27 protein-coding genes are annotated in these 23,860 nt (G+C 61.1%); 19 read left to right on the forward strand and 8 right to left on the reverse strand.

Annotated elements, in window-relative coordinates:
* Nucleotides 1-7: 7 nt before the first annotated feature.
* The 8 genes from ACVWYQ_RS32795 to ACVWYQ_RS32830 all read right to left on the reverse strand — a co-directional run bounded on the left by ACVWYQ_RS32795 (nucleotide 8) and on the right by ACVWYQ_RS32830 (nucleotide 5,691).
* Complete coding sequence (locus tag ACVWYQ_RS32795) at nucleotides 8-781, reverse strand: transglutaminase-like cysteine peptidase (RefSeq protein ID WP_456727229.1); 774 nt, start codon at nucleotides 779-781, stop codon at nucleotides 8-10.
* 95 nt (nucleotides 782-876) lie between these two features.
* Nucleotides 877-1,860: an efflux RND transporter periplasmic adaptor subunit gene (locus ACVWYQ_RS32800; protein WP_456726927.1), complete on the reverse strand. Its 984-nt coding sequence runs from the start codon at nucleotides 1,858-1,860 to the stop codon at nucleotides 877-879.
* Nucleotides 1,857-2,300 (reverse strand): DUF983 domain-containing protein, encoded by a 444-nt coding sequence (locus ACVWYQ_RS32805; RefSeq protein WP_456726928.1) that lies wholly within the window; start codon nucleotides 2,298-2,300, stop codon nucleotides 1,857-1,859. The genes ACVWYQ_RS32800 and ACVWYQ_RS32805 overlap by 4 nt, the downstream gene beginning before the upstream one ends.
* Nucleotides 2,297-2,506, reverse strand: coding sequence for a DUF1656 domain-containing protein (locus ACVWYQ_RS32810; protein ID WP_456726929.1), 210 nt, complete (start codon nucleotides 2,504-2,506; stop codon nucleotides 2,297-2,299). The genes ACVWYQ_RS32805 and ACVWYQ_RS32810 overlap by 4 nt, the downstream gene beginning before the upstream one ends.
* On the reverse strand, nucleotides 2,503-4,557 hold the full coding sequence (locus tag ACVWYQ_RS32815; protein WP_456726930.1) for an FUSC family protein: 2,055 nt from the start codon (nucleotides 4,555-4,557) through the stop codon (nucleotides 2,503-2,505). Before ACVWYQ_RS32815 ends, ACVWYQ_RS32810 begins: the two co-directional genes overlap by 4 nt.
* Before the next feature lie 25 nt (nucleotides 4,558-4,582).
* Nucleotides 4,583-4,816 (reverse strand): hypothetical protein, encoded by a 234-nt coding sequence (locus tag ACVWYQ_RS32820; RefSeq protein ID WP_456726931.1) that lies wholly within the window; start codon nucleotides 4,814-4,816, stop codon nucleotides 4,583-4,585.
* A gap of 12 nt (nucleotides 4,817-4,828) precedes the next feature.
* Nucleotides 4,829-5,185, reverse strand: a complete 357-nt coding sequence (locus ACVWYQ_RS32825; RefSeq protein ID WP_456726932.1) for a hypothetical protein — start codon at nucleotides 5,183-5,185, stop codon at nucleotides 4,829-4,831.
* Nucleotides 5,186-5,550: 365 nt separating this feature from the next.
* Complete coding sequence (locus ACVWYQ_RS32830) at nucleotides 5,551-5,691, reverse strand: hypothetical protein (RefSeq protein ID WP_456726933.1); 141 nt, start codon at nucleotides 5,689-5,691, stop codon at nucleotides 5,551-5,553.
* A 227-nt stretch (nucleotides 5,692-5,918) separates the two neighbouring features.
* Between ACVWYQ_RS32830 and ACVWYQ_RS32835 the strand changes: the two genes are divergently transcribed.
* The 19 genes from ACVWYQ_RS32835 (at nucleotide 5,919) to cyoD (ending at nucleotide 23,858) form a co-directional block, all read left to right on the forward strand.
* Nucleotides 5,919-6,815, forward strand: a complete 897-nt coding sequence (locus ACVWYQ_RS32835; RefSeq protein WP_456726934.1) for a LysR family transcriptional regulator — start codon at nucleotides 5,919-5,921, stop codon at nucleotides 6,813-6,815.
* Between the two features lie 252 nt (nucleotides 6,816-7,067).
* On the forward strand, nucleotides 7,068-7,256 hold the full coding sequence (locus tag ACVWYQ_RS32840; protein ID WP_456726935.1) for a hypothetical protein: 189 nt from the start codon (nucleotides 7,068-7,070) through the stop codon (nucleotides 7,254-7,256).
* Nucleotides 7,257-7,303: 47 nt separating this feature from the next.
* Nucleotides 7,304-7,630 (forward strand): hypothetical protein, encoded by a 327-nt coding sequence (locus tag ACVWYQ_RS32845; RefSeq protein ID WP_456726936.1) that lies wholly within the window; start codon nucleotides 7,304-7,306, stop codon nucleotides 7,628-7,630.
* Nucleotides 7,631-7,684: 54 nt separating this feature from the next.
* Entirely contained in the window at nucleotides 7,685-8,170 is a 486-nt protein-coding gene (locus ACVWYQ_RS32850; RefSeq protein ID WP_456726937.1) for a hypothetical protein, read from the forward strand.
* 103 nt (nucleotides 8,171-8,273) lie between these two features.
* On the forward strand, nucleotides 8,274-8,690 hold the full coding sequence (locus ACVWYQ_RS32855) for a cupin domain-containing protein (RefSeq protein ID WP_456726938.1): 417 nt from the start codon (nucleotides 8,274-8,276) through the stop codon (nucleotides 8,688-8,690).
* Between the two features lie 26 nt (nucleotides 8,691-8,716).
* Nucleotides 8,717-9,682 carry an NAD-dependent epimerase/dehydratase family protein gene (locus ACVWYQ_RS32860; RefSeq protein ID WP_456726939.1) on the forward strand — a complete coding sequence of 322 codons (966 nt, stop codon included), beginning with the start codon at nucleotides 8,717-8,719 and terminating at the stop codon, nucleotides 9,680-9,682.
* Nucleotides 9,683-10,319: 637 nt separating this feature from the next.
* On the forward strand, nucleotides 10,320-10,886 hold the full coding sequence (locus ACVWYQ_RS32865; protein WP_456726940.1) for a helix-turn-helix domain-containing protein: 567 nt from the start codon (nucleotides 10,320-10,322) through the stop codon (nucleotides 10,884-10,886).
* A 333-nt stretch (nucleotides 10,887-11,219) separates the two neighbouring features.
* The gene (locus ACVWYQ_RS32870; protein WP_456726941.1) at nucleotides 11,220-12,434 is read left to right on the forward strand and encodes an acyl-CoA dehydrogenase family protein; all 1,215 of its coding nucleotides are present in this window, start codon (nucleotides 11,220-11,222) and stop codon (nucleotides 12,432-12,434) included.
* 58 nt (nucleotides 12,435-12,492) lie between these two features.
* Nucleotides 12,493-13,332, forward strand: coding sequence for an enoyl-CoA hydratase-related protein (locus ACVWYQ_RS32875; protein ID WP_456726942.1), 840 nt, complete (start codon nucleotides 12,493-12,495; stop codon nucleotides 13,330-13,332).
* A gap of 25 nt (nucleotides 13,333-13,357) precedes the next feature.
* Nucleotides 13,358-14,584 carry a CaiB/BaiF CoA transferase family protein gene (locus tag ACVWYQ_RS32880; RefSeq protein WP_456726943.1) on the forward strand — a complete coding sequence of 409 codons (1,227 nt, stop codon included), beginning with the start codon at nucleotides 13,358-13,360 and terminating at the stop codon, nucleotides 14,582-14,584.
* Nucleotides 14,585-14,617: 33 nt separating this feature from the next.
* The gene (locus ACVWYQ_RS32885; protein WP_456726944.1) at nucleotides 14,618-15,400 is read left to right on the forward strand and encodes an enoyl-CoA hydratase; all 783 of its coding nucleotides are present in this window, start codon (nucleotides 14,618-14,620) and stop codon (nucleotides 15,398-15,400) included.
* 20 nt (nucleotides 15,401-15,420) lie between these two features.
* Nucleotides 15,421-16,908, forward strand: coding sequence for a class I adenylate-forming enzyme family protein (locus tag ACVWYQ_RS32890; protein ID WP_456726945.1), 1,488 nt, complete (start codon nucleotides 15,421-15,423; stop codon nucleotides 16,906-16,908).
* A 16-nt stretch (nucleotides 16,909-16,924) separates the two neighbouring features.
* On the forward strand, nucleotides 16,925-17,848 hold the full coding sequence (locus ACVWYQ_RS32895) for a 3-hydroxyacyl-CoA dehydrogenase (RefSeq protein WP_456726946.1): 924 nt from the start codon (nucleotides 16,925-16,927) through the stop codon (nucleotides 17,846-17,848).
* 21 nt (nucleotides 17,849-17,869) lie between these two features.
* On the forward strand, nucleotides 17,870-18,907 hold the full coding sequence (locus tag ACVWYQ_RS32900; RefSeq protein WP_456726947.1) for a 3-hydroxyacyl-CoA dehydrogenase NAD-binding domain-containing protein: 1,038 nt from the start codon (nucleotides 17,870-17,872) through the stop codon (nucleotides 18,905-18,907).
* Between the two features lie 36 nt (nucleotides 18,908-18,943).
* Nucleotides 18,944-19,975 carry a heme o synthase gene (locus tag ACVWYQ_RS32905; RefSeq protein WP_456726948.1) on the forward strand — a complete coding sequence of 344 codons (1,032 nt, stop codon included), beginning with the start codon at nucleotides 18,944-18,946 and terminating at the stop codon, nucleotides 19,973-19,975.
* Between the two features lies 1 nt (nucleotide 19,976).
* The gene (cyoA, locus tag ACVWYQ_RS32910; protein WP_456726949.1) at nucleotides 19,977-20,852 is read left to right on the forward strand and encodes a ubiquinol oxidase subunit II; all 876 of its coding nucleotides are present in this window, start codon (nucleotides 19,977-19,979) and stop codon (nucleotides 20,850-20,852) included.
* A 2-nt stretch (nucleotides 20,853-20,854) separates the two neighbouring features.
* Nucleotides 20,855-22,837, forward strand: a complete 1,983-nt coding sequence (cyoB, locus tag ACVWYQ_RS32915; protein WP_456727230.1) for a cytochrome o ubiquinol oxidase subunit I — start codon at nucleotides 20,855-20,857, stop codon at nucleotides 22,835-22,837.
* The gene (locus tag ACVWYQ_RS32920; protein WP_456726950.1) at nucleotides 22,834-23,466 is read left to right on the forward strand and encodes a cytochrome (ubi)quinol oxidase subunit III; all 633 of its coding nucleotides are present in this window, start codon (nucleotides 22,834-22,836) and stop codon (nucleotides 23,464-23,466) included. The genes cyoB and ACVWYQ_RS32920 overlap by 4 nt, the downstream gene beginning before the upstream one ends.
* Nucleotides 23,463-23,858 (forward strand): cytochrome o ubiquinol oxidase subunit IV, encoded by a 396-nt coding sequence (cyoD, locus tag ACVWYQ_RS32925; protein ID WP_456726951.1) that lies wholly within the window; start codon nucleotides 23,463-23,465, stop codon nucleotides 23,856-23,858. The genes ACVWYQ_RS32920 and cyoD overlap by 4 nt, the downstream gene beginning before the upstream one ends.
* The last annotated feature ends 2 nt before the right edge of the window (nucleotides 23,859-23,860 follow it).

Raw genomic sequence — 23,860 nt, forward strand, 5'->3', positions numbered from 1 at the left:
AGGATACTCATGAGGCCCATCCTCGCGTTCGAGGAGGCTGGTTTCCTGAGACGAAGCGCCAGACGCCTATCTGATCGAGGGCGAACACCGGCATCGTTCGCATGAGATGCGTGTCGCGAACCAGTGTGAGTGTGCGGTTGTCGAGGATGAGCCACTCGTCATCAACACGTGCTGCCACCACCGCGTGATCTTCGTTCGGAAAGATGCTTTTCAGCACGACGATTTTCAGATCCGCCTCGGACACTCCCGAATCCAGCAGTGCCGAGTATTTGACGATCGCGTAGTCCTCGCAGTCACCTCGTTCAGATTGGAGGGTCTCGAGCGGCGAGCTCCAATGGTCTGTAACCTTCCATTGTGCCTCGTCGCTCGTGGGCGAAATGGCGAGATTTACCGCCCGGTTTATGTGGCCCAGCCGGGCGCGCCCGTTTCGTCCGGCACCTGCCGAACTCAAGTCGATAAGCCGCCGTGCACCGGTGGGACACACATTGTCTTTCCGGCACCGGTCAACAATTCGAAGCTCGCGGGCGATTTCGGCCCTTGCAAGATTCCACTTGTTCGCAACGTCGCCTCGAGTGACAAGTTCGATGTCCATGCCGAACAAGGTAGGCCATTTGTCACTCTTCGGAGATCCCATGTCCTGACTGAGCGCACTAGCACTGTCGAGGACGTAGGCGATGGCTGCAGTCTCGTCAGAATAGAAGAGCTGATCAGATCGAGCCGGGCGGTTGGGCGAGGGCATCTGCACCACCGCAAGAAGGATGGCGAGCAGGAAGCCCGTCACGAACGCCAAAAATGCTCCGCACCTTGGCATAGAGTGATTTTGCAGTGCCGTTAACATGCCAATGGCCGTTCTTGAGTAGTACGATTCAGGTCGACTTATTGAAGTCCCGTTCTACAAGGTGAGAGACCGGCCGTGCCGTTGCCAAAGCACCCAACATCCCGTGAAGCCGCTAGTCGGCTACCGGCTTTCCTGGTGTCGGTGCGCTGAGGCGCTTCAAGGACTTCGACAGTAGCCGTGGCTCCGGCGACGAGCTCGTTGCGTTCGTCGGCGCGGTCGAGTGCGATCCGGACCGGCACGCGCTGGGCCAGCCGCACCCAGTTGAAGGTCGGATTGACGTTGGCAAGAAGGCTAGAGCCATTGCTGCGATCGCGATCTTCGATACCGGCCGCAACGCTCTCCACCTTGCCCTGCAACACATGGCTGCTTCCCATCAGCCGCACGGCGACTGGATCGCCGACGTGGATGCGCTGCAGCTTGGTCTCCTCGAAGTAGCCCTGGACATGCAACGTGTCAGTATCGAGCAGGGCCATCACACCCTTTCCGGGGGTCAGGTAGGCGCCCGGTCGTAGCTCGTTGTTGGTGACAATGCCGCTGACGGAGGCACGGACTTCGCTGCGCTCGAGATTGAGATTTGCGAGAGCGCGGTCCGCAACCGCTTGATCATAGTTCGCCTTCGCTGTGGCCTGCGTGGCGACGACCTGATCCATCCTCTGCCTGGAAACAACGACATCGGTTGTCAGCGCGCTGTAGCGCTTCAGATCTGCATTCGCGTTATCGAGCGTGGCACGTCTGGCGCCCAGCACCGCCTCAGCCTGTTGCAGGGCGATGGCGTAGCGCGCCCGATCAATCCTGAACAGCACCTCGCCGCGCCGGACCTGCTGGTTATCCCTCACCATCACTTCGCTGACGAAGCCGGAGACATCGGCAGCCACGGGCACGACGTCGGCTCTCACGTGACCATCGCGTGTCCAGGGCGCATCAAAGTAGTAATCCCAAAGCTTGTAGCTTGCCCACAGCGCCAGCGCCACCAGGAGACCAGTCAGCGCGAAGCGGCGAAGCGAATTCAAAACGGCTTTCATGACACCAACTCCTTGGAGACGAGGTTCGGCGGGGACCCGACAGCATCGCGGGCTTCTCTATCCCGGCGTCGCCTAGCGGTTTCGAAGCCGTGCATGCCGGTCTGCCATTGCAGGCCGACAATTATCCCCTTCACAGGTTGCAGCAGAAAGAATGCAGCAAGCCCGGTGACCGGCAACCAAATCAGAAGTTGAAGCCAGGCCGGAGGTTCATAAGCCATCTCGACGGCGAGAAGTGCCGGGACGACAAGATGGCCGACGACGGCGATCACAAGATAGGCTGGAAGGTCGTCTGCGCGTTGCGGCGTGTAATCCTCGCCGCAAATCTCGCAGGCGTCGACCACCTTCAGAAAGCGGCCGAACAGATAGCCTTGACCGCAGTTCGGGCACTTCATCGTGAACCCGCGCCATAAGGCTTTCGAGAACGAAACAGGCGTGTTCATGAGAAAAGCTCCTTGGAAACAAAGACGAAGCTGGTGACGATGCAGACATAAACGGCGAAATCGAGCAGTGCGGGATGCCAGACGTGACGATAGAGGCCGACGCGCCCCATGATCTTGCTCACCACACGAGCGACGACATAGGCGAGCACGCTCCAGAGCAGCAGGCTCGGAACGATCACGCCGAACAGATCAAGTTGGTATTTCATGCTGCGATTGTCCTCGGCTCGACTTTCTGCGATTGATAGGGCGGCGATTCCGGGAAAAGCCCGGAGCGAATACCGGCGAGACTCACAAGCACCTCATCGCGGGCTTCGCCCGACGACTCCTGCAACGTGAATGCGATCGTGTCGTCGAGCTGTCCCACCAGGCCATGGGGAAGGGGGTCGACCATGTGGTTCCTACAAATCGAAGCAAGGTGAGCGAGGAACGCTTCGATTGCCGCTCTCGTATGTCGTGACACGCCAACGCTCACCCGCCTGACGTCGAGAACATTCAGCGCCGTTCGAAGCTGGCGAAGATTGGCGGCGTCGCTCCTTGCATCGGCAGGAACCACGGCGATACGCGCGGCAAGAAGGGCCAGGCGATGCTGCATAAGGCTGGCAAGCGCAAAGGGATCCTGGTCCGACTTGCGTTCAGCGACGGCGGCAAGTGTTGTCCAATTGCTCTGGAGTAAGCGGCTTGCGATCCAGTCGGCTCCGAGCAGGCGAACGATGCCGCAGGTGACGCCGGTCAGTGCGACGCCCAGCATCAGTGCCACGCTGGAATTGGCATAGGACGAGAATTCGGCGGAGTAGGTCTCGGTCAGGGCCAATTGCACCGAGAGGTAGATGGCGAGAATGGAGCCGATGCGTGCCGTCGCAGGCCGTGCGGCCATCCAGCCGAACAGCAGGAAAGTCGGCATAAGGGCTGCGATCAGCATCTCGAGGGTCGTGATCCGCGGCAAGACGCCAAACAGGTAGATTCCATGGACGGCGATGACGATGAGGAACAGGCCGTAGAAATTGCGGAAGGTCGGGAGGGGATCGTCTACGCCGCCGAGAAAGCTGCCGACGACGGCAGCGAACAGAGGAGCTGCTACGCCGTCAGGCCAGCCGGTCACGATTGAGAACGTGCTGCAAGCGAGCACGGCGAGCGCGACGGACGCAGCTGCCAGGAGCGCAGACACGTGGTCCCGGTGTGGGACGACCATAGGCAACGTCTCAGGTCTGAAGATGAGCGGAAGCGAATCCGGATGGCGACCATCGGCGATCGCCTCGCGCAGAAGATGGCAATCCTGCATGACATCGACAAGATTGCGCAGCCGGATGACGAGACCGGCGACCGCGATGTCGATCCACCCGGCATCCGCGTCCAGAACGGGCCGGACTTCGTCAAGTGCTGCGCGCAACGCATTGGCCTCCCGACCATAGCGGCCGCCCTCTTCGAGCCATCGCGCTATCCTTTCGCAGATTGCGGCAACGCGCGTCGACGCTTCCTCGTCCGAATTGAGCGAAAGCTTGCGGTCCTCGATCGACCCGAGCAGGGGAAGCAGCGACAGCATGTGCTGTCGCAGGCGCTGCAAGCCTTGCGCAACATTCGTGGAAGCGGCGACCTCATAGCCGAGATGGCGCCCAAGCTGGTCGATTTCGGACGCTGCGGCGGCAAGGCGGATGCGCTCGCGGTCCCGTTCCTGGTCGCTGCCACGGCCGGTGAGAACATCGATGCCAAGCCGCCGCGCACCGGCGAGCCAGCCATCGGCTTGCGCGGTGAGTACAGAGGCGATGCTCCGTGGCAGCACGATCATGGCAACGACGCTCGCGCAAAGGATTCCAAGCCCGATCTCCTGCACGCGGGAAACCACGATGTCGAAAGCCGATTGAGGGGTTGCAACGATCGGGAACCCAAGCAGCGCCACGGTGTAGCCTGCCAGCATGAACACATAGCTGCGCGGTGTGCCGTCGATCAGCGAAAGGTACAAGCAAATGCCGACCCAAAGCGCGATGCCGAGGCTGAGCAACTCAGGCGCATTGACGAGGTTCGGCACCAGAACGATCGTCCCTGTCGCGCCGATCAGCGTCCCGAGAACGCGATAGACGGCTTTCGAGTAGGTCGCCCCGGTGAACAAGTTGGCGGTGATGTAGACCGAGGCCATCGCCCAGTAGGGACGCGGCATGTCCAGCAGGAGCGCCAGTGAGAACGCCGACATCGCCGCTGCAAAGGTCCGCACCGAAAAGATGACGGCGGCGTGTCGATTGAGAAATGAGGACAGGTGGCTCATGACGAACCTGGCGCGGGCTATTGTTTCAGCACTGCGCGACGCTCGGACGTGCACTGCACGGCCCAACATCGGCTTCCGAAGTAGTTGCCAGGATATTTGAGCCGCATCCGTGTATCCTCGAACGTGCCATGCTGCACTCGGCGGATTTCGCCGACGTCTTGACGGCGCCGATGCTGCCGTCTGGCTTCAGGACGGTCACGAACACCATGAGACACAACAATTTGCCGGCAAACACGGCGAGGCTCAAAATGTCCTTCATGTCAGCTCCTGATCAGTCGGCCTTGACCATTCCAGTCATACGAAACGTTCCGGGCCGCGGCTTTGCGTGGATTGCTGATACTTGTTCATTTGTTGCTGCTTGCGCCGCATCTGCAGGTTCCGTCGCTGCGAATGCATTGAGCGGTCCGCGTTGCTCCAACGCGGCGAGATCTTGCGCCGACGGCGCGTGTAGTTCGGGATGAGCCTCTGCAGCGATTGGCAAACCTGAACGCGCGGTGTCGAACACAATACGTTCGGGCCATTTGTGATCGGAGCGGATCCGAAGGTTGGCCCGTTCATTCGGAGGAATTTCAGAATGTGGGCAAGCGGAGGGGGCAGGAAGCCACCACTCGGCGACGAACAGCGCCACGAGGAGGACGCTTCCCACCCACGAAAAGTACTGACGTATTGGCATGGCAGCAGACCTTCGTGGCCGTGAATGACCTCCAAAGTTAAGGAGACGACATTCGCGATCGGGGACGGCTCATTCCCCTTGATGAAGTCGAGGATAGTGAAGTGAAAGGCAGCAAGCTTTGCATCGCTTGCTATCGCTTTGTCATTTGTTGCTGGCGACAGAATCCCGGAGGCCACGATCTGATCGTCGGTCGCAAAGATTGATGAAGCCGTGAACTTCTTTCACCTCCAAGGCTTGTTTGTCGTTCAGGCGCAATGAATGCCGAACGGGTGGTGGAAGCTGCCGACACCGCGACATCTGAAAGCAGGGAGGGCGAGAACTCAGTGGTCCGCCGGTTGCGGAATCATCCACCTGGAGATCGTGCGCCAAGTGCCGTTGCTCGACTTGCGTTGGTACGCGACGAAGTCGGCGTCATCGCTGTACTGAATTTCGTACCGGTAGGATTCGACATGATTCGTCATTGAAGTCTCCTCATCCGTGCTTGGCAGGCGGCTCGCGCCTTCTTCTGAAGAGATTGAATGGGCGGCCCGACTAAAAAAGGGGCCGAGCGTGGAAGGAGCCTTTCCAAACAGCGGAAGGCCGGTCGACTTACGGTCCTAGACCGCTCGCAAGTGGTTGGCCGCCTTCCGGATTGTAGGATGATGTGGCAAAATGGAAGGCATTCTTTCGGATGGTGGAAGGGAATGTGATGGATCGCCTCGAAGCGATGTCGACCTTTCTGACCGTGGTCGAGCAGGGTAGCTTGTCCGCGGCGGCGCGGCGATTGAAAACGCCGCTCACGACAGTCAGCCGCAACGTATCCGAGCTCGAGTCTCACTTGCGGACGAAGCTCTTCAACCGATCGAGCCGGCAGCTTGTGCTGACGGATACAGGCACTTCCTACGTTGCGGCCTGCAAGCGCATTCTTGCCGATGTGAGCGAAGCGGAGCGTTCGGCTTCCGGCGAGTATACCGCACCGACGGGCGAATTGGCGGTGACGACCCCGTTGGGCCTCGGGCGCGTCATTCTCATGCCGATCATCGCGGACTTCCTCAAGACCTATCCGGACATCAAGGTTAGAATGATCCCGACCGATCAAAAGCTCAGTCTGGCTCAGGAGCAAATCGATGTCGCAGTGCGTATCGGCGAATTGCCGGATTCGAGCCTGGTAGCGTTACGGCTCGGCAGGACGCGCCGGGTAGCGTGCGCCAGTCCCGCCTATCTGGCGGCTCGGGGAACGCCGCGCACGCCGGCAGATTTGGCCAAGCATGATTGCATCAGTTATCCTGGCTTCTCGCCACCAGATGTCTGGACATTTGTCAAAGGCAAGGCGACCATAGCGGCGCCGGTGCATACGCGGCTCATCGTCGGCAGCGCTGAAGCGGCTTACGCGGCAGCCCGGGCTGGCATCGGAATTTCCATCGCCTTTGCTTATCAAATCGAGGCTGCTCCGGAAGAAGGAGCATTGACAACTGTGCTGGATGAATTCCAGCCGCCGCCAATGCCGGTCAATCTCGTGTATACGGCCAACCGGTTTCTGCCGATCAAAGTACGGGCTTTTCTGGACTTTGCAGCACCGCGGCTGAGACGAGCCTTCGCGGAGTAGGCCGCGAACACTGCGATCTCCGCTGTTCAGAGAATGCGGTCGCTTCTAGGCGCCAAAAGCGGACCGCGTCAGCACACAACCTCTGGCCGGGTTTGCTCGCGCTACTTCGGTTGGCGGAGTTGATCAGCACTCGGTCCGGATTTGCAAAATTCGGAAGGAGGACTTCCGATTTCCCCGCCTGTTGACCCGGCCTCGTCTTCCCATCTGCCAACCATCACCCGCCGGAACACGGCGTTACAGATGGAGGCGAATATGGGTGAAGTTGTCCAATTTATCCCGAAAGCCGAGCGTGAACGGCTCCGCCTGATACGAGAAGCCCGCGCGAACTACGACAGCGTCTTCCCGCCGGCCGAATCCGTCAACGAGCTGCGCGAAAACGAACCAATAGTTCATTCGGTCAACGGAACCTGGATTCATCAAGGCGGCGAATCGTTGTCGTGATCAACGACGTGGCCTTGCTCGATAGTCGACCAATAGGAGAAATCGCTATGTCAGTCCGCAGTATGCTTTTCGCCGCTGCATTCGGTATCGCCTCCGTGGCGGCCGCCCGTGCTGATGGTCTGCGCCCGATGGAGGGCAAGAGCATCGACCTCGGTGGGATATCGGGCATCGCTTACTACACCGTTGAGCGTGACGGTTTTCACGTCGTCGCCACTCTTGCGCAGGGCGAGGCGGGAACGCCTATCCGCGTAGTATCTGTTCTTGCACCCGGTCAGCGCGTGGTTCTCTCAACAACGCAACGAGCAGATGCGATCGAGATCAGCCGGAAAGGCGACAGCGTATTCGTTCGCAATGCGAACACGGCCTCGAACTGAACGTCGACTCGAACGAACGCGGTCGTTGTGCGGAACATAACAAGGAGACTACGCATGTCTACCATCCACCTTCAGCGGACGACCATAGCGACGCCCGAGCAGTACGTTGCCGGCCTTACCGATTTCGGGCCTGGTCGCTCGAAGCTCTTTGTCAACAGCGCCGATGCGTATCTCAAGGTGCATCACCGGGGCGGCTCGCATGCCGATGTCACGGAAGGCTCGGGCGGGATCTGGGAGCGCCTGCATTACGACTGGTCCGATCCTAACCGCGTTGTCCTCACGACGACCGACTCCAATGTGTGGGGTGGCGCATCGGGTCACATCTATACCTTCACTCGTCAGACTGACGGTATGACCCACATTGATGTGGTTGTCATACGCGAGGGCAAAAACTTGAGGGGGAGGCTGCTCGGTTTCGTGCTCGGGACCATCGGCAGGCGGGTTCTGGCCAAGGCGTTTGAAAACTCGGTCACGGCCATCGAAGCCCGGAACAGCAAGACTGAACGACTGGAAGCAGGTCCTTCCAGCCTCGCGGCCTGAGCAGTGCGTCAGCGGGCGAAACCGGCCCGAAGTCACTGTCACCAACTTCAGGACGGACATCGCCCTGGCTTTCACCTTTTCTCTGAGCGAAAGACGAATAGCTGTGAAGGTACAAACCCTCGTCGCTGCCGCGTACGCCGCCCTTGCCATTGCAACCAATTCAACGGCCTTCGCGCATGATATAGGCGACAAGGTCACGCCGAACTTCGAGCAGTCGATAGCCAATATTCCGGGCAAGTCGCTGGTCGCCGTCGTCGTCGACTATCCGCCAAATGCAGCGTCCGTTCCGCACACGCACGCAAGATCGGCCTTCATTTACGCCTACGTCGTTTCCGGAGAAATTCAGTCGAAGGTGAACGACGGCAAGACGCGGACCTACAAGGCGGGCCAGAGCTGGTTCGAGCCACCTGACGCCAGCCATCCCGTCAGCCGCAATGCGAGCAAGACCAGGCCGGCAAAGCTGCTCGCGGTCTTCGTCGTCGATACCGACGACAAGGCACTGACTACGCCCGTCAAATAGAGAGCTGAACATCCAGGAGCTTCGTCATGAAGGTACTCGTTGCTGGCGCCACTGGCACCGTAGGCCTTCCGCTTGTGCGCGCCCTATGCACGCTCGGTCATCAGGTAACCGGCATGACAAGGGCTGGTCCGGCCGCAAATCGTCTCCGCGAACTCGGCGCCGCGGTTTCCACCGCGGACGCATTCGATCCGCAGGCGGTACGTGATGCGATCGCGGCGGCGGCGCCGGATGTGGTGATTGACCAGCTGACGTGGCTTCCCGCCAATCCCGCCGACATCATCAAGTCCATGCCCAACGATACCCGCCTTCATCGCGAGGGCGGGGGAAATCTGCTCGCCGCGGCCGAACAGCTCGGCGTCAGGCGCTACATCCTGCAGTCGCGTGGCTTTTACCTTGATGCTCCCGCAGGGCGGCTTGCCGACGAGACCGCCAAACTTCGTTATCAAGCACCTGGCGAGATCGGCGAGAGCACGCGCGCGATCGGAGTCTATGAGGATCGTGTCCTAGCGTCGGCAGCCTTGGACGGCGTGGTTTTGCGCTATGGCTTCTTCTACGGTCCCGGCACGTGGTACCGCCCGGACGGAGCTATTGCCGAGCAGGCGCGCAATCGCGAGTCGGCGATCATCGGCGACGGCAACGCAGTTTGGTCCTTCGTCCACATCGATGACGCCGTCGCCGCAACGGTTGCTTCAGTGACAGCTGAACCCGGGATCTATAACGTCGTGGACGACGATCCGCTGCCGGTCTCAGAATGGCTGCCGGCCTTCGCCCGCTGGGTCCAGGCACCGGAGCCGTCTCGCGTGAGCGAAGAAGAGGCGCGGAGGACCGCGGGCGAGGAGGCGGTTTACTACCATACGAAGCTGACGGGCGCTTCCAACAGCCGGGCCAAGGCAAAGCTCGGATTCGCACCGCGGCCATTGCTTTGGAAAAGGCCGCCCGGCCGGCCTCTTTCGCGCGGGGAGACCGCAAAGGCGAAGTCCCCCGCATATTGAGTCGGCGGCGGTTGGCATTCCCGTCGAGCAAGGCGACTACAATGCAGCGATCGGCCATGGGCTTTGTTTCGGGTTGCTGTCGCTTTGTCATTGGTTGCTGGCGACGGGCGTTTTAGAAAGCCGCCGTCTTGCAAGATGAGTGATGTCGCGTATCTCCGAAAGCGGTCGCCGGCTTCCGGAGGCGAACAACGTGGCCAATTCTTCAGGAGCGCGTCATGGACGTTCGACAACAGCAACCGGTAGCTGCCGGCCGCAATGAGCCGTGGCCATACCTGGATTTTTGGGGGAAACATGGCTGCGTCAACCTGCTATCGATGTCGACGAATCGAGGCTGGTCCGGCCTGTCGGCCCAATTGTGCAGTGTCAGGAAAACGGTGGCACCGTGGCGGACTCCGCAATCCGAGATCAGGATTTGCGTCGATGTCAGTGGTAACAAATCGTCCATCGCGCGGCGGGCCCCGGGCATCGAAAGCCGGATAGTCGTACGGCGAGGCACAGTTTGGTTCTCTCCTCCCGGTTTGCAGGAAGGATCGGTCGACATCGCTGACGACATGAGCGGAGTTTTACATATCTTCCGCTTGTCCACTTCTCGCCGGGCAATTTTGATATCAACATCGGTGAGTCCGTAGTCGGCGGATTGAGCTGCGAAGATGCTTTTGACGATCCGTTGCTGGCCGAGATCGGATACGCGATCGCGTCAGAGCTGCAGACTGAAACCTCCGCCGGCCGCCTTCTCATTGAAGGCCTTGCATCCAGCCTGGCGGCGAGGCTGGTTCAAAAATGCACAAGGGAATCGACCGGCCAGTCCATTGGCTCTCCCGCGCGAGGCGCACTCGATCGGCGCAGACTCCAGCGTGTGCTGGATTACATTGAAGAGAATCTGGAAGGCGATCTCACACTTGATGACATGGCATCGATTGCTTGCCTGAGCCGGTTTCACTTTGCCCGTGCCTTCAAGGAAGCCGTCGGACAATCGCCTCATCGCCACGTCAGCGCCAAGCGCCTAAACCGCGCGAAAGCCTTGTTGATGCAAGGGGATCGATCGTTGGTGGATATTGCGCTGTCGCTGAGCTTTTCCAGCCAGGCAAATTTCACGCGCGCATTCAGGCAAGCAACAGGTCACACGCCTGGTCAGTTTCGTCAGGCATTTGGATCGCAACAATCGGAGCCGTCATTGAGACGAGCTCTGCCTGTTCCGGCTTGAATCGGAAAACCCAGGCTTCTGCCAACGCTCCTGAATGAGATCGTTACTGCGCAGACGATCGTCTTTTCATTAAGTCAATTGTCGAGTTTGCACTTTGAGCAAGCTCGACCGCTCCGACATTCCATCAATCGTCAAAGAATTTAGCAGCGCGGCTCGCGTCCACCCGCGCGCGTCATCATTTCGAATCTGCCTGTGCGGTCCCGATCGCCAGCAACAAATGACAAAACCAAAGCAAGCGATGCAAAGCCACTGGCCGATGGCTTCACTATTTTCGATGCGATGGAACGAGACGCCTGTCGCAGTCGCAGGCCCCGCAACGAAATGGAGATCGAAATGGCCGCCGTTACCGCACTGAAGCCTCCGAAACAGCTTCCGCCGCCGAATGCCGACTTTTTTCAATTCGTTGACTTGCTGGGCGACGAGGAACGGGCGGTCGTCAAGAAGGTGCGGACCTACATGGAGACGAAAGTCCAGCCCATCATCAACAAGCACTGGGTGGAGGACTCGTTTCCGTTCGAACTGCTGCCCTCCTACAAGGAGCTGAACCTCGCCGGCATCGGCATCAAAGGCTACGGCTGCCCGGGAGGAAGTCCGCTGCTGGTTGGTCTGGTTGCGCTGGAGATCGCGCGAACTGACGTTTCCTTCTGCACTTTCCACGGCGTTCACACCGGTCTTGCGATGGAATCCATCTATCTGGCAGGCACCGAGGAGCAGAAGCAGAAGTGGCTGCCGCCCATGGCCCGCATGGAAAAGGTCGGCTGCTTCGCGCTGACCGAGCCGCTGGTGGGCTCGGGCACCGGTGCCGGTCTCATGACCACGGCGAAGCGCGAAGGCGACACCTGGATCCTCAACGGCCAGAAGCGCTGGATCGGCAACGCGCCGTGGTGCGATATCTCGATCGTCTGGGCGCGTGACGTCGCCGACAACCAGGTCAAGGGCTTTATTGTCGAGAACAAGACAACACCCGGGTTCAGCGTCGAAAAGATCGAGAACAAGATCGCGCTGAAGGTCGTGCAGAACGGCCAGATCACGATGACCGACTGCCGCGTGCCTGATGCGAATCGTCTGCAGGGCGGCCAAGGAACATTCCGCGACCCCGCGCTGGTGCTGCGCGGCACCCGGCACGGCGTCGGTTGGGAAATCACCGGTGCGCAGATGGGCGCCTACGAGAATGCGCTGAAGTACGCCCAGGGGCGCCTGCAGTTCGGCAAGCCGATCGGATCGTTCCAGCTCATCCAGGAGCTGCTGGCGAAGATGCTGGCCAACATCGTCGCGTGCCAGGGCATGCTGGTCCGCGCGGTGCAGCTGGAAACCGCGGGCAAGCTGACGGATGCGCAGGCCGCGATCGTCAAGGCGTTCTGCACCAGCAAGGCGCGAGAAACGGTTGCCTGGGCCCGCGAGGTGTTGGGCGGTAACGGAATCCTGGTCGACTACAACGTGGCGCGCTTCTTCTCCGATACCGAGGCGATCTACTCCTACGAAGGCACCTACCAGATGCAGAACCTGATCGTCGGCAAGGCGATAACCGGCTTCAGCGCCTTCGTGTGATGTCACGCCGGGCCGGCGCCTGCGCGCCGGCCCGTCCCCTCAGGCAGGAGCAATCGACATGTCGACAGCAGAAGTTGCGCCGTCACCGGCGCTTGTGCCACCCGTTTCGCAAGCGCCAACGCTTGCGAACGTTCTCTACGAAAAGCGCGGCGCGATCGCCTATGTGATGGTCGACCGGCCCAAGGTGCTCAACGCCCTGAACACAGCGACATGGCAGGACCTGTCGAATGCGTTCGAGGACGCGAAAAACGACCCGGCCGTGCGCGGCGTTATTCTGACGGGCGCGGGCGACAAGGCCTTCATCGCCGGCGCCGACATCAGTGGCCTGGCGCAAGCGACCGCGATCGAGGCTGAACGGTCGAGCCGCTTCGGCCAGCGGGTTCTCGATCTGATCGAAAATCTCGGCAAGCCCGTCGTCGCGGCGATCAACGGATTTGCGCTCGGCGGCGGCTGCGAGACCGCGATGGCCTGCACTATCCGCATCGCCGTGGAGCACGCGAAGTTCGGCCAGCCGGAGGTGAAGCTCGGATTGCTACCCGGTGGCGGTGGCACGCAGCGGCTGCCGCGCCTCGTCGGTAAGGGCCGTGCTCTCCAGCTCATTCTGTCGGGAGGACTGATCAGCGCGCAGGAAGCTTACCGCATCGGGCTCATCAACGAAGTCGTCGCGGCCGCGGACCTGGTCGCGCGTGCAGAGGCAATCCTGAACGAGATCGCCGCCAACGCGCCGATCGCCGTCAAGTACGCGCTCGATGCCGTGAACAAGGGAATGGAGACCAGCCAGGACGAAGGCCTAGCCCTCGAAGCCGCCTACTTCGGGCTGTGCGCCGGAACGGAAGACAAGAGGGAAGGGACCTCGGCCTTCCTCGAAAAGCGAGCACCGCATTTCGCGGGTCGTTGATCACAATCATTTCAGGAGAAACGCAATGGCAAACGAAAACATCTTCTCGGGCTTGAAGGTCGTAGACTTCTCGAGCTTTGTCGCCGCTCCAGGCGCCGCGGTGATCCTCTCCGACTTCGGCGCCGATGTCATCAAGGTCGAGCCGCCGAACGGCGACACGTGGCGAAAGGGAAATCAGACCCCGATCCAGCCGATGTCCGAGAATCCCTATCAGTGGCATCTTGCCAACCGCAACAAACGCAGCATCGCGCTTAATCTTAAGTCACCAAGCGCGCAGCAGGTTCTTTTCGAGCTTGTCAATTGGGCTGACGTGTTCATCGTCAATACGCCGCACCACGCGCGCAAGCAGCTGAAGCTCGAATATGCTGACGTCGTGGGGTGGAACCCGCGCCTGATCTACGCCGATCTCACCGGCTTTGGCGAGAACGGGCCGGATGCCAACCTGCCAGGCTTCGACATCACCTCGTACTGGGCGCGCAGCGGTCTGTTGTCGATGACCCGCGATGCCGGCGCGCCACCGACCTGGCCGGTGGGCGGCAGCGGCGACAACGCCACCGCGGTCGGACTCTACGCGGCGATTGTCACCGCTCTCTACCGCCGCGAGCGCACCGGCAAGGGCTCGTATGTCACGACTTCGCTGCTTGCCCAGGGTGTGTGGTCCGCGAGCGTTTCCATTCAGGCGGCACTGGCCGGCGCCAAGTTTCCTCCGATGCACGACCGCACGCATCCCGCCAACGCGGCGATGAACGTCTATCGTTCCGCCGACGGGACCTGGTTCGTCCTGATCGTCACGCCCGACAAGTTCGTCACCGTCGTAAAGGCAATCGGCCGCGCGGACCTGCTGAACGATCCGCGCTTCTCCAGTCCGGCGCAGATCATGGCGAATATGGCGCCGCTTACAGCGATCTTTGATGAGGTTTTCAATGCTCAGCCGATGGCGCACTGGCATTCGGTCTTCACCGGCCTCAACGTCACCTTCGGAGAAGTCCGCGGACCGCAAGAGGTGATCAATGATCCGCAGCTGCAGGAGAACGAGATCATCGTTCCGCTCAACGGCGCCGGCGGCAAGATGACCTCGACGATCTCGAGCCCGTTCTCGGTGCATGGCGTCACCAAGGTTCCGGCCCGGCGTGGGCCCGGCCTCGGTGAGCACACCGAGGAGATTCTCGGCGAGCTCGGTTTCGACGCCAAGAGCATCGAGAGCTTCCGCGAGAGCGGCGCCGTTGCGAAGGCAAAAGAGCCCGCGGCCTGATCGCGGAGAAATTATCAAACAAGGAAGCTCACCATGAGTGACATCATCACCGAGCGTACCGGCGGCATCCTTCGGGTGCAGTTGAATCGCCCCGAAAAGCTGAATGCCCTGACCTCCGCCATGTACACGCGCCTCGCCGAGATCTTCCGTGAGGCCGACCAGGACGAGGCGGTCCGCGTTGTGCTGTGGTATGGCGCCGGAAATGCGTTCTGCGCCGGCAACGACCTCGAGGATTTTCTCAAACCCCCGGAGCCTGGCGAAAGCCCGCAGGCCCGGCTGATGGACGCGTTCATCCGCTTCGAGAAGCCGATCGTCGCAGCCGTGCACGGTGCCGTGATCGGCGGCGGCACCACCATGCTGACGCATTGTGATTTCGTTCATGCCGGCGAGAGCGCGAAGTTCAAGCTGCCGTTCATTGATCTCGCGCTGGTGCCGGAATTCGGTTCGAGCTTTTCGATCCCGGCCCGCATCGGACATCTCAGGGCGGCGGAACTGTTTCTTCTGGCCGCGCCTTTCACGGCCGTGCGGGCGGAAGAGCTCGGGCTCGTCACCCGCGTGGTGCCCGACGCGGAGCTGTTCGTCACGGCGACGGCAACGGCGCAGAAGCTGGCCGCCAAGCCTGCCGGCGCGTTGCGGGCCGGCAAGCGGCTGATCAAGCAGGCGTCGATCGCCCAGCTCAGGGCAGCGATCGCCAGCGAAAATCAGGAGTTCACGGCTCATAAAGGCTCCGCGGAGGCGAAGGAAGCGTTTACCGCGTTCCTCGAAAAGCGTCCGCCCAACTTCGCTCACCCCGCGCCGCCGGTTGCGGCGGAATAGTTCGCGGAGCGCCGGTCATGATGTACACCCACTCGCTAGGCAGAGCCGTCCGCTATTTTCCGGAACGTGCGGCCATTGGGTCGGATGGAAAACGCTGGAGCTTTCGGCAGCTACGCGATCGCGTTGCCGGCATCGTCGCGGCGCTGACCGGAGATGGCTTCAAATGCGGCGACCGGCTTGCGCTGCTGCTTCCGAACGAGCCCCGGTATCTCGAACTGATCTACGCCTGCGCCTGGCTTGGGGTGACCGCTATTCCGATGAACGCCCGGCTATCGGTGGCCGAGATCGATCGCATTCTCACTGACGCCAACCCTCGCGGCATGATCCGGCATTCGTCGCTGCCGGCGCCGACTGTGCAGCTTCCGTGGCAGCGCGTGCTCGACAAGAAGCCGCTGGACGCTGCGGGTGCGTCCTGTCCGGATCCGATTTACGACCCGGACGCGATCTTGGCGCTCATCTACACCAGCGGCACCACCGGCCGCCCCAAGGGCGTCGTGGTCAGCCACGCCAATATCATGGATGATATCGATCACATGAATTACTGGCTGCCACAACAGGAAGGCGGCGTGCATCTGCATGCGGCGCCGATTTTTCACATCCTGGATTTTCCATTCATCTTTGCGGCGCCGGCGTTCGGTACCTGCCAGATCACGATCCCGAAGTTCACCGTGGCAAGTTTCTGCGAAACCGTGGCACGCGAGTGCGTCAGTCGCACCGTGCTGGTGCCGACGATGATCAATCTGCTGCTTCAATCGCCGGAGCTCAACCGGTTCGACCTGAGCAGCCTTGAGAATGTGGCCTATGGCGGCTCTCCGATGGCCCCGGAACTGGTCCGCCGTGTGCGTGAAGCCTTGCCGCAGGTGAAGCTGACGCAAGGCTATGGCCTGACCGAGACCGGGTTTCTCACCGGCCTGCTCGACGACGAGCATACGCCTGAAAGGCTGACGTCGTGCGGGCGCACCTGTCCCGGAATTGATCTGCGAGTCGTGGACGGTGTGGGACGCGAGGTCCAAGCAGGTCAGCGCGGCGAACTGGTAGTGCGTGGTGCCAATGTCATGCGTGGCTATTGGCACAATCCGGAGGGCACCGACGGTGCGTTCCGGCAGGGAATGTTCCGCACCGGAGATATCGGCTATCGCGATGCCGACGGCTATTTCTACATTCTCGATCGGTCGAAGGACATGATCGTAACAGGTGGCGAGAACGTCTATTCCGGCGAGGTCGAAGCGGTCATCTATCAGCACCCGGCGGTGCTCGAAGCAGCGGTCTTCGGTATTCCAGATCCAGAATGGGGCGAACTCGTCGCAGCCAGCATTGCGCGAAAGCCGGGACATATCCTTGAGGCCGACGAACTGCTCGATCACTGCCGCCGATTTCTCGCCAAGTACAAGGTTCCTCGCCACGTCGAGTTCTCGGACACGGAACTACCGAAGGGCGCCTCGGGCAAGATTCTGAAGACGGCTTTGCGCGAGCGTTACTGGACCAATCACAAGCGGGCGGTTGCCTGAGACGAAAGGAAAAGCCATGACCATACTTGAAGCCACAAGAACAAAGGCATCCCAGGGCAAGGCTCGCAGCGGCCGCTTGTTCCTTCTCGACCTGAGCGGGGGCCGCGTCCTCTCGATGAATCCCGATGGCTCCCATCAGCAACTCATCGCAGCCGACTGTCCGCATCCCGACGGGATCGTCGTCGACCAGGAAGCGGGTCACGTCTACTGGACCAACATGGGCGTTCCCAGCCGCAACGACGGCTCCATCGAACGCGCCGACCTCGATGGCGGTAATCGGAGGTTCGTCGTCGCACCCGGCGGCACGTTCACGCCGAAGCAGCTGCATCTCGATAAGGCGAACGGCAAGCTCTACTGGTCCGATCGCGAGGGGATGCGCGTCATGCGCGCCAATCTCGACGGCTCGCAGATCGAAATCCTGGTCCAGAGCGGAGAGGGCGAAGCCGACCGCCGCGACCAGGAAAAATGGTGCGTTGGCATCGCCGTCGATCACGGGCGCCAGCAGATCTACTGGACGCAAAAGGGCGGCGACAACGCCGAAGTCGGACGCATCCTGCGCGCCGGAATCGAAATCCCGAAGGGCGAGACGGCTGCCAACCGCAGTGACATCGAGGTCTTCTTCAATGGCCTTCCCGAGCCGATCGATCTCGAAATCGACTTCGAGCATCGCGTCCTGTACTGGACCGATCGCGGCAATCCCCCACGCGGCAACACGGTGAACCGCGCGCCGATCGACGCCAGGCCCGCGCAAAACGTGCCGCAGATCGTGGTCTCGGACCTGATGGAAGGCATCGGCATCGCGCTTGATGTGCCGGGCAACCGCATGTTCGTGACCGATTTCGCCGGCTCACTCTATATGGCGAAGCTTGACGGGACCGACAAGCGAATGCTGCTCGGCGCCCAGGGCAATCTCACCGGCATCGCCTACGTCGAAATCTGACATACACATCGGAGACATGACATGACCAATACCAAACCTATTCGCCGCGTCGCAATCATTGGCACCGGCGTGATCGGCGCGAGCTGGGCCGCGCAGTACCTCGCCAAGGGACTTGAAGTCGTCGCGACGGACATTGCGCCTGGCGCAGAGACCGTCCTGCGGAAGTTCGTGAAGTCGGCCTGGCCGGCGCTGGAACGGCTGGGCCTGTCGCCTGGCGCATCGCTGACGAACCTGAAGTTCACCGCTGACCTTGCCGAAGCTCTTGTCGATGTCGACCTCGTTCAAGAGAACGGGCCGGAACGGCTTGACTTCAAGCAGAGGCTGTACAAGCAGCTCGACGAGCTGCTGCCGCCGGACGTAATCATCGCGTCGAGCTCGTCCGGGATCAAGATGAGCGACATCCAAAGGGGCGCTGCATTGCATCCGGAGCGTTGCGTGATCGGTCACCCCTTCAATCCGCCGCACCTGATCCCACTGGTTGAGGTCGTCGGCGGGACCAAGACCTCGGAAGAAATCATCCAGCGCGCGATCGCGTTCTACAAGTCGATCGGCAAAAAGGCGATCCGCCTCAACAAGGAAATGCCGGGCCATGTCGCCAACCGCCTGCAGGGCGCACTGGCCCGTGAGGTTTACTACCTCATTGCCGAGGATGTCCTGAGCGCTGCGGACGTCGACGACGCCTTGTCCTGGGGTCCCGGTCTGCGCTGGGGCATCATGGGCAACATGATGCTCAATCATCTTGGCGGCGGCACTGGTGGTATCGAGCACTTCTTCCAGCAGTTCGCCGGCCCGATGCAGAAATCATGGAAAGCACTGGGTTCGCCAGAGCTGACTCCGGAATTGCAAAGGAAGCTCGTCGACAGCGTCCATGCCGAAGTGGGATCACGCTCCATCGCGGAGCTCGAAGCGGAGCGGGACGAGATCCTGCTTGGCCTGCTCGAACTGCGTGCGAAGGGTGAGAAGACCGCTTCCCCGCCGACGGCTTGGTCGGGCAGAAAGGACGGCCTCGATGACTCGCAAGACAGCAAGGACCTGTTCGGCGCCTCGCCCCTGTTTTGATGGCCGGAGCCGGATAGACGCCTTGAGGAGCCAGCCATGAACGGCATCGCGCTTTCGACATCACGCACTCGGCTGACCTCCTGGTTCGTTTGGGTGGAGCGGCCGCGCCAATTCGTCAGTTTGGCCAAGCCGCGCGTGATGGCGCTCTCGCTGTTCACTGCGTTCGTTGGAATGATGATCGCGCCGATACGCCCGGAACCGCTTCCTGGCTTGATCGCTATCCTGGCCATTGCAGCCGGCGCCGGCGCTGCCGGCGCACTCAACATGTGGTGCGACGCCGACATCGACGCGGTTATGGCGCGCACCGCGATGCGGCCAATTCCCCGCGGCAAGGTTTCTAGGACTGAGGCGCTCGTCCTCGGTCTCGCCCTTGGCGTCGTCGCAGTCGCGGCCCTCGCGTTGGCGACGAACCTGGCGGCAGCGGCGCTGTTGGTCTGCACCATTCTCTTCTATGTCTTCGTGTATACGGCGTGGCTGAAACGAGCGACGCGGCAGAATATCGTAATCGGCGGTGCCGCGGGTGCATTGCCACCTGTGATCGGATGGGCCGCCGCGACCGGGCAAATCGGGCTTGAGCCGCTGACGCTTTTTCTCATCATCTTCCTTTGGACTCCGCCTCACTTTTGGGCGCTCGCGCTCAATCGCACTGATGATTATGCGCGTGCCGGTGTTCCCATGTTGCCGGTTGTTGCAGGACGAGCCGCAACGACGCGGCAGATCCTGATCTACAGCGGCCTGCTTGTTTTCGCTTCGGAACTGCCCCTGGGCCTGGGCTTTGCAGGCGTTATCTATGGCGCGATCGTCGCCATCTGCGGGGCGTTCCTTCTCTTGCTGGCATTTCAGCTGCACAGGAGTGCTGCAGCCGATCGTCGCGCGCCTCACAAACTGTTCGTCTTCTCCATCGCCTATCTGTCCTTGCTGTTTGCCAGCCTGCTCGTCGATCACAACGGCAGTGCATCCGCGCCGGTGCGTTCGCCGCATGACAACCAGGCAAGCGCGTCGACGCCTGCTGCGCGACAGCCAGGCGCTGTGCACAGTGCTCGCACCTGCAAGGTTCGGGAGGCTTGATATGCGATACCGTTCGCTCACCGTGCTCCTGCTGGCGGCCGCAACGCTTGGTGGCTGCGACGGCGTGCTCGATCCCAAGGGGCCGATCGCCCTTGCCGAGCGGCAAATCCTGTTCAACGCGACCGGCATCATGCTGGCGATCGTGATCCCGGTGGCCATTGCGACGCTAGGCGTTGCTTTCTGGTTCCGTGCATCGAACGAGCGTGCGCGCTATCGGCCGGACTTCATCTATTCCGGCCGCATCGAAATGCTAGTCTGGTCGATCCCGCTGATGACGGTGCTCCTGGTCGGCACCGTCGCCTGGATCGGTGCGTACGATCTCGACCCGCCCAAGCCGATTGCCTCCTCCACTCGGCCGCTGAAGATTCAGGTCGTCTCGCTCGACTGGAAATGGCTGTTCATCTATCCGGAGCAGGGTATCGCGAGCGTCAATCATCTGACGATTCCGGTCGGCACGCCGGTCAGTTTCGAACTGACGTCCTCGGGCGTCATGAACAGCTTCTTCGTGCCGCAGCTCGCCGGCCAGATCTACACCATGGCTGGAATGGTGACGCGCCTGAACCTCGTGGCTGACCATCCCGGCACATATCGCGGGATGTCGGCGAATTACAGCGGCGCGGGCTTCTCCGACATGGTCTTCAAGGTCGACGCGGTGGCGCCCCAAAACTTTGCGCAATGGGCGACTGCAACGCGCAGCACCGGCCCGGTGCTCGACGAACGGACTTACGCCGACCTGCTCATGCCGAGCAGGGCGGTGGCGCCCTTCACCTATCGGTCGGTCGTGAACGGCCTGTTTGCCAACGTCATGAGTGCCGCGATGCAGCCGGCCGCGGGTCTCTGTGTGCCTTATCCCAAATCCACGAGGGCAGAACGATGAACCTGCTGGGCAAACTCGACTGGACCGCCATTCCCTTTCATGAACCGATCATCATGGGCACGGTGGCGAGCGTCGGGGCCGTCGTCCTGGTGGCTCTCGCATGGGTCACCGTCAGGGGATACTGGCCGTATCTCTGGCGGGAATGGATCACGTCGGTCGATCACAAGCGCATCGGCGTGTTGTACATCGTCCTTGCGCTGCTCATGCTCGTGCGCGGCTTTGCCGACGGCATCATGATGCGCACGCAGCAGGCCGTCGCCGCAGGAGGAGCGCAAGGATATCTGCCGCCCGAGCATTTCGACCAGATCTTCTCGGCGCACGGCACCATCATGATCTTCTTCGTGGCGATGCCGCTCGTGATCGGCCTGATGAATTTTGCCGTGCCGTTGCAGCTCGGCGTCCGCGACGTGGCGTTTCCCACCATGAACTCCGCGAGCCTTTGGCTGACCGCGACGGGAATCCTGCTGATCAACGTCTCGCTGTTTGTCGGCGAGTTCGCCAAGACCGGCTGGGTCGCCTACCCACCGCTCAGCGAGCTGCAGTTTTCGCCGGGCGTCGGCGTCGACTACTACCTTTGGTCCCTGCAAATCTCGGGCATCGGGACCCTGTTGAGCGGCGTCAATTTCGTCACCACGATTTTGAAGATGCGGGCCCCGGGCATGAGCTACATGCGTATGCCGGTTTTCTGCTGGACTGCGCTCGCCTCGAATCTGCTGATCGTGGCTGCATTTCCGGTGCTCACTGCGCTGTTCGCAATGCTGCTGCTCGACCGTTACCTCGGCTTTCACTTCTTTACGCTGGATGCCGGCGGCAACGCGATGATGTACGTGAACCTGTTCTGGGTCTGGGGTCACCCCGAAGTCTACATCCTGGTCCTGCCGGCATTCGGCATCTATTCGGAGGTGAGCGCGACATTTTCCGAAAAGACGCTGTTCGGTTACCGGTCGATGGTCGGTGCGACCCTGGCAATCTGCGTGCTCTCCTACACCGTGTGGCTGCATCATTTCTTCACCATGGGTGCAAGCGCGGGCGTGAACGCCTTCTTCGGTATCACAAGCATGATCATCGGGGTGCCGACGGGCGTCAAAGTCTTCAATTGGCTGTTCACGATGTACGGTGGTCGGGTCAGGTTCACGGTGCCGGTGCTATGGACGATCGGCTTCATGGTGACCTTCGTCTTCGGCGGCCTGACCGGAGTTCTGTTGGCTTTGCCGGCGGTCGATTGGCAGGTGCACAACAGCGTCTTCCTGGTCGCCCATTTCCATCACGTCATCGTCCCGGGCGTCCTGTTCGGCGCGATTGCCGGCTACAATTACTGGTTTCCAAAGGCATTCGGATTCAAGCTGAATGAGCGCTGGGGCGCCGCCGCGTTCTGGTGCTGGTTCATCGGCTTCCATCTCGCTTTCATGCCGCTCTATGTCACAGGGCTGATGGGCATGACCCGCCGCCTGCAGCACTATGATGTCCTCGCCTGGCAGCCCTGGCTGTTGGTCGCCGAGGCAGGCGCGGTCGTCGTGATGGCCGGAATAATCTGTCAGGTCGTGCAGCTTGTGATGTCCATTCGCCACCGCGAACAGCTCCGCGACACCACGGGCGATCCGTGGAACGGCCGCACCCTGGAATGGGCAACCGCATCGCCTCCGCCGGCCTGGAATTTTGCGGTCCTGCCTCGTGTAGATGAGATCGATGCTTTCTGGGCAAAGAAGCAGCGCGTGCTGGCGCAACGCGACATGCCCGGTCGGCAGCGCAGGTACGAGCCGATCGAAATGCCCAAGAACAGTCCGGCCGGTTTCGTGACCGCGTTCTTCGCAGTGATCACCGGTTTCGCCTTGATCTGGCACATCTGGTGGATGGTGGGCGTTGGACTTTTCGGCATGGCCGTGACGTGGCTTGCCTTCATGTTCCGCACAGAGGACGAAGTCGAGATTCCAGCAGAACAGCTTGGCCGGTTCGATCGGGCGCATTCGGCGGAGGTATCGCTATGAACGTCTTGGTTGATGCAGACGCTGTCCATAAGGCCGAACTGCTCGATGTCAGCGAGGCGGGTCCCGCATCCAGGCGAATCATCGCCGGCTTCGGGTTCTGGATCTTCCTGCTGAGCGACATCGTGATGTTCTCGGCGCTGTTTGCGAGCTACTCCGTGCTCGCCAAAGCGAGTGCGGGCGGCCCGACCGGTGCCCAGTTGTTCGACCTGCGCAACGCCGCGATGGAGACTGCCCTTCTCCTGCTCTCCAGCTACAGCTGCGGGCTGATGTCGCTCGCCATCGATTCGCGCCACCGGCTCGGCGTCTTCTTGGGTGCCGTGGTGACGTTCCTCCTCGGTGCGGCATTTCTCAATCTCGAGCTCCGCGAATTCCAGGACATGATTGCGGTGGGGGCGTCCCCGCAACGCAGCGCCTTTCTGTCCGCTTTCTTCACGCTGGTCGGCTGTCACGGACTGCACGTGGCGGTCGGACTCGTCTGGCTGGTTCTCATGATGGTTCAGCTGTCGCTGAGGGGTTTCCAGCACGTCGTGGTGCGCCGCTTGCACTGCTTCTCCCTGTTCTGGCACGCGCTCGACATCATCTGGGTTCTGATATTCACGATCGTCTACCTGATGGGAGTCCTGCCATGACCGACACGCGTTGGGATGTTGCACCGGGAGACAGGCCGGCGATTCCGGCCTTGGAGCGAAGCGCGTCTTCCGGCTTGTTCGTGTACACGATCGGCTTGCTGCTGGCAGCGATCCTGACAGCCACATCGTTCTGGGTGGCAAATACCTCGGCGATCTGGGCTCCCGGCGTACCGGCCGGACTCGCTGTCCTTGCCATCGCCCAGATGGGCGTGCACCTGGTCTTCTTCCTTCACATCACGACGGGACCGGACAGCACCCACAATGTGCTGGCGCTCGCGTTCGGCGTGCTCATCGTATTCCTGATCCTTGCAGGATCGATCGTGATCATGGCCAACCTGAACGAGAACATGATGGCGCATGGCGAGATGATGAATTTGCAAATACAGCGCTGAAC

The organism is Bradyrhizobium sp. USDA 3397, from assembly GCF_054060965.1.